This window comes from Mycobacterium sp., assembly GCF_035653355.1.
GTDB lineage: Bacteria > Actinomycetota > Actinomycetes > Mycobacteriales > Mycobacteriaceae > Mycobacterium.
Genome location: NZ_DASRBZ010000180.1, coordinates 1 through 5335, shown reverse-complemented (window position 1 = coordinate 5335; position 5335 = coordinate 1). Strand labels below are relative to the sequence as shown.

Annotated in this window: 4 protein-coding genes and 2 pseudogenes; 4 read left to right on the top strand and 2 right to left on the bottom strand. The window is 66.4% G+C overall.

Annotated elements, in window-relative coordinates:
* From VFA16_RS05960 to VFA16_RS05945, 4 genes and pseudogenes are all read left to right on the top strand, one after another.
* Window positions 1-551, top strand: a pseudogene (locus VFA16_RS05960) (ATP-binding protein); the annotation flags it as partial.
* Window positions 548-955 (top strand): serine protease inhibitor, encoded by a 408-nt coding sequence (locus VFA16_RS05955; protein ID WP_083087835.1) that lies wholly within the window; start codon window positions 548-550, stop codon window positions 953-955. The pseudogene VFA16_RS05960 and the gene VFA16_RS05955, both read left to right, overlap by 4 nt.
* A 6-nt stretch (window positions 956-961) precedes the next feature.
* Window positions 962-1336, top strand: coding sequence for a DUF742 domain-containing protein (locus VFA16_RS05950; RefSeq protein WP_324966929.1), 375 nt, complete (start codon window positions 962-964; stop codon window positions 1334-1336).
* Complete coding sequence (locus tag VFA16_RS05945; RefSeq protein ID WP_324966928.1) at window positions 1317-1889, top strand: ATP/GTP-binding protein; 573 nt, start codon at window positions 1317-1319, stop codon at window positions 1887-1889. The genes VFA16_RS05950 and VFA16_RS05945 overlap by 20 nt, the downstream gene beginning before the upstream one ends.
* Before the next feature lie 31 nt (window positions 1890-1920).
* Here VFA16_RS05945 and VFA16_RS05940 read toward each other — a convergent pair whose 3' ends face one another.
* Both VFA16_RS05940 and VFA16_RS05935 read right to left on the bottom strand, forming a co-directional pair.
* Window positions 1921-4545, bottom strand: coding sequence for an FHA domain-containing protein (locus tag VFA16_RS05940; protein ID WP_324966927.1), 2625 nt, complete (start codon window positions 4543-4545; stop codon window positions 1921-1923).
* Window positions 4546-4621: 76 nt separating this feature from the next.
* A pseudogene (locus tag VFA16_RS05935) lies at window positions 4622-5335 on the bottom strand (NADH:flavin oxidoreductase); the annotation flags it as partial.

Here is a 5335-nt window from a genome sequence, read left to right as displayed (position 1 = left end):
CCGATTCTTGGTGGGGCCATTCGCCGACCAAACCTCGGGACACCGCAGCCCGCGATAAGGAAACCGTCGCTGCCCAGGCCCCGGCGCCGGCCACAGGGCTGCCTGAAGAGGACGTGATCTACCAGCGGATGCTTTCGGAGTGGCTGGTCGATCCGCACGAGATCGCGCGCAGCCCCGACCTGGATTGGAAGTCGGTGTGGGACCACGGGTGGTCGGCGGCTGCCGAGGCCGACAATGTGCCCGTCGAGTCACACACGGCCCATGGCCTGCCGGTGCGGGAACCCGGTGCCCGCCTGGTGCCCGGCGCGGCAGCACCCGACACGTCGTCGCGGCACACGGCACTGGCCAACGGCACGGGCGAGGTTTCCGAGCACCGCGGGGGCGAGCAGCGCAACGGGGTAGCATCGAACGGCGGATTTCATTCCGGTCGGCACCATGCCGCGCCGCGAGACCCTGATGCGATCCGCGCCTCCATCAGCAGCCACTTCGGCGGTGTGCGCGCAGCACGGTCGCATGCCCGTGAGACAACCGAAGGATCCGATCACGAATGACCTACCCGTCGTCTGACAACTCGCTCGATTGGCTGTTGTCCAACTTCGCCCGCGAGGTACCCGGGGTGTCGCATGCGGTGTTGGTGTCCGTCGACGGCCTGCTAATGGCGGCCAGCGAGCATCTGCCGCGCGAGCGAGCGGATCAGCTGGCCGCCGTCGCCTCCGGGCTGGCCAGCCTCGCCACAGGCGCCGCCCAACTGTTCGAGGGTGGGCAGGTGCTGCAGTCGGTGGTCGAGATGCAAAACGGCTACCTGCTGCTGATGCGGGTCGGCGACGGATCGCATCTGGCGACTCTGGCCGCGACGTCATGCGATATCGGTCAGATCGGTTACGAGATGGCCATCCTTGTCGAACGGGTGGGCGGCGTTGTGCAGTCGTCCCGGCGGGCACCCTTACACTCGTGAGCCGCGATGGACAGCCGCGAGCCACCGCCACGCGCACATGAGGCGAGCCTGGTCCGCCCATACACGCTGACCGCTGGACGCACCAACACAACCGTCGAGCTTCCCTTGGAAGCGCCGGTGCAGACGCTGCAGTCGGCGCTGTTCCACAATTGGCCGCCCCACGACATGCGAGGAAAGATCGTTCAGCTGTGCGTGAAAAGCCCTTCGGTCGCAGAGATCTCGGCCCGCCTGGATCTGCCGCTGGGCGTTGCGCGCGTCCTCGTCGGTGATCTGGTGACATCCGGTTACCTTCGAGTACGGCCGACGCTGACCGACGAATCCACCACAGACGAACGCCGCGAATTGATAGGAAGGACGCTCCGTGGCCTACGAGCACTCTGAGAGGCGCAACGCCGCCTCGACGAAGATCGTCATCGCGGGCGGGTTCGGGGCCGGCAAGACCACGTTCGTGGGCGCGGTTTCGGAAATCATGCCGCTGCGCACCGAGGCGATGGTCACCGATGCCTCCACGGGCGTCGACATGCTCGAGGCCACCCCGGCGAAAAGCACCACCACTGTGGCGATGGACTTCGGCCGAATTACCCTCGACGAGGATCTGGTGCTCTACCTGTTCGGCACACCAGGCCAGCGCCGGTTCTGGTTCATGTGGGACGACCTGGTGCGCGGCGCCATCGGCGCGGTCATCCTGGTCGACTGCCGGCGCCTCGAGGACAGCTTCGCCGCCGTCGACTTCTTCGAGCACCGCCAACTGCCGTTCCTGATCGCGGTCAACGAATTCGACGGGGCGCCAAGGTATCCGGTTGACGAAGTACGCAAAGCGCTGGCACTGCCCGAGCACATCCCGGTGATCAACATCGATGCCCGCGATCGCCGGTCGGCGACCGATGCGCTGATCGCCGTCAGCGAGTATGCGCTGACCAGCCTCAGCGCATAAACCTCAGCGCGTGAGCCCTAGCGCGTGAGCCTTAGCGCTTGAGCCGGATGTGCCACCGGACGTAGCCGGCGTAGAACACCGACAACACCGCGAGCATGGCCATGTCGAACACGTAGATGTGTTTCGAGTGTTGCCACCATCTGTCGTCGGTTGGGACCTGCGGAACTTTCACCAGGTGCGGAAAGTCGATCGACGACGATCCGGCGGCGAATCCCCAGCGCGCGGGCGTTACAAAGGACAGCTGGTTGAGACCGAAGCGGCCGGTCACGGGAATCCCCATCCCGCCGCAAAGCACCAATTGCGACATGATCGACACCACCAGCAGCGGCATGATCTGCTCGTTGGAATTAGCGAGAGCAGACAGCAGCAGACCGAGCATCGCCGACGCGACACAGGTTGCGGCGACGGTGAGGAAGAGCGAAAACGTCGCGCTACCGAAGAAGGGCGGATGCGCGGTGGGCGCGCCCTTGCCGAGCCGAACAATGGCGGTCGCGATCGCTGCCTGGATCGTGGCGAAAACGGAGAAAACAAGGACCTTGGCCAAAAGGTAGGAGGTGGTGGACAGGCCGACCGCCTGTTCTCGCCGGAAGATGGGGCGTTCACCAATCAGGTCGCGGATGGTCAAGGCCGTGCCCATGAAGACGGCCCCGATGTTGAGCAGCACCATGATGTACTGCGGCTGAGTAGGTGCGGCGCCCGTTGGATCGGCAAACCCAAGTCCCGGTTTGGGCCCTTTGACGGTCAGCGACAGCGCGCCCATAAGGAATGGCAACACCGCCAGGAACACCGTGTATCCGCGGTCGGAGAGGACGAGCCGAACCTGGCGTCGCGCAATCGTCGAAAGCTGGCGCCATCTGTCGGTGTGCACCGGCTCGCCCAGGTCGCCGGGTTCTTCCGCGACCCGCACCGGCTGCTCATGCCGTTGCTTGGCCCTCTCCAGGAAGCGGCGATTGGCTTCGTCGGGATCGGCACCCACCTTGGCGAAGATTTCCGCCCAGTTCCTGGTTCCGAACGCCGACTCCACCTGGTCCGGCGGGCCGCAGAAAGCCGTCTTGCCGCCCGGCGCCACCAGCAGAATCTGGTCGCAGACGTCGAGGTAGGACACCGAGTGCGTCACCACCAGCACCACGCGCCCAGCATCGGCAAGCTGGCGCAACATGAGCATGACTTGACGGTCCAGCGCCGGATCCAGACCGGAGGTCGGCTCGTCGAGCAAAAGCAGCGACGGCTGGGTGAGCAGCTCCAGCGCCACCGACGCGCGCTTGCGCTGACCACCCGAGAGCCGGTCCACCCGGGTGTCGGCCTGCTTGGTCAGGTCGAGTTCTTCGAGAACCTGGGCGACGACCTGGGCCCGCTCCTGCTTGCTGGTGTCGGGGGGCAGTCGCAATTCGGCGGCGTAACCCAGCGCCTGGTTGACCGTGAGCTGACGGTGCACGACGTCGTCCTGCGGAACCATCCCGATCCGGCTGCGCATGGTCGCGTACTCGCGGTGGATGTCGTGGCCCTCGAAGGTGATCGAGCCCTGGCTGGGGCGGGTATAGCCGGCGATCAGCCGGGACAGCGTGGTCTTGCCTGCTCCCGAACCGCCGATGATCGCGGTCAGCATCCCCGGCCGAGCGGTGAAGGAAATGCTGTCGATCAGTTCCTTGCCGTCGACCTTGAAGTGCACGCCGTTGACCTCGAGGCCGCCAGTGCGGGCCGCGGCTTCCGTGCGCCGAACCAAGGTGCCGTCGCTGAAGACAAGGTCGACGTTGCCGATGGTCACGACGTCGCCCTCGTTCAACACCGCGGAGCCGACCCGGACTCCGTTGACGAACGTGCCGTTGATGCTTCGAGCGTCGCGGATCTCGGCGCCGAGCGGCGACTGCACCAAAAACGCGTGATGGCGCGACGCCAAGACATCCTGGATGACGATGTCGTTGTCGGTGGCGCGCCCGATCGTCAGGGAGCCGGCCGGCTTGTCCGGCGCGGCGGAGCTGGGCCGGAAAGCCTGGATCATCTTGGTCGCGAGGTTGGAGACCTCGGGCGGCTTGCTTGCGGCCGGGGCCATCTGGGTCTTCGGCGCGGCTGCGGCCGGCGCAGGTTGCGGCGAGCTGCCCGGATAGGCGGGCGGATGCCCGCCGCTGCCCGAATACGCGGCTGGCCGCTGCCCGCCGCTGGGTGGATACACTGGTTGATGCGGCGGCGGGGTGTGCGGCGGTCCACCCGGGCGCATCGGCGCTGATTGCGGCGGCCACCCACCGCCCTGCTGGCGCGACGGCGGGGGAGGCGCGGGCCGCGGCGAGGCCCCGGACGGTTGCACGGCGCGCATCGACGCGGTCTGGGGCGGCCGTCCGGCCATGCCTTGGTGGCGTCCCACTTCGAAGGTCAGGCGCGGTCCGTCTGGGTTGCCGATGTTGATGCTTTGGCCGTCGTGGATGTCGACCACCGGCACCCGACGGCCGTTGACGAACGTCCCGTTCAACGAGCCGTTGTCGATGGCCAGCCACCTGCCCTGGTCGAAGCGCAGCAGCAGATGCGCACGGGAGATCAATGGATGCGTGATACGCATGTCCGCGCGGAGGTCGCGTCCGATGACCACGTCATGGCCAGGCGCGAACGTCCGCTGGGATCCGTCGTATCGAACGGTCAGCACGGGCGGCGCTGCTTGACTCATCGCACCAACTGTAGCCGGTTGATTCACTTGGCCAACTGTATCTGTTGGGCTGCGGCGGGTTCCGAAGCGAGCCGAGTCAGTGTGTGGTGATCAAGTCCGGCGCCCCGGTGACGACGCAACGGGTGCGGCTGTAGATCGTCGGCATGCACCGGTTGCAGTGGATGCAGGCGGACTGCACGGAGCCCTCGGCGCGGATCCGGTTGACCAAATCGGGTTCGGCGAGCAGCGCCCGCGCCATCGCGACGAAGTCGAAGCCCTCCGCCATGGCCAGATCCATCGTTTCGCGGTTGGTGATGCCGCCGAGCAAGATCAGCGGCATCGACAACTCGGCGCGAAACAGCCGAGCGTCGCGCATCAGATAGGCATCGCGGTAGGGGTATTCGCGCAAAAACTTGTGGCCCGACATGCGGATGCCCCAGCGCAGCGGCGGCTTGAACGCTCCGGCGAACTCCTTGACCGGGGCATCACCGCGGAACAGATACATCGGGTTGACCAGCGAGCTGCCGGCAGTCAGCTCGAGCGCGTCCAGGCCGCCGTCGTCCTGCAGCCACTTGGCGGTGGTCAGCGCTTCTTCGACGGTGATACCACCGCGCACCCCGTCGGCCATGTTGAGCTTGGCCGTCACCGCGATCTGACCGTTCACGGCGCGGCGTACGGCCATGACGAGCCCGCGGGCCACTTTGGCCCGGTTCTCCAATGACCCGCCGAACTCGTCGTCGCGCCGGTTGATCAGCGGGCTCAGGAACGAACTCGCTAAGTAGTTGTGTCCCAAGTGAATCTCGACCGCGTC

Coding starts and splice junctions, on each gene's coding strand:
- VFA16_RS05950 (WP_324966929.1), top strand. CDS start 962: ATGGACAGCCGCGAGCCACCGCCACGCGCACATGAGGCGAGCCTGGTC.
- VFA16_RS05955 (WP_083087835.1), top strand. CDS start 548: ATGACCTACCCGTCGTCTGACAACTCGCTCGATTGGCTGTTGTCCAAC.
- VFA16_RS05940 (WP_324966927.1), bottom strand. CDS start 4,545: ATGAGTCAAGCAGCGCCGCCCGTGCTGACCGTTCGATACGACGGATCC.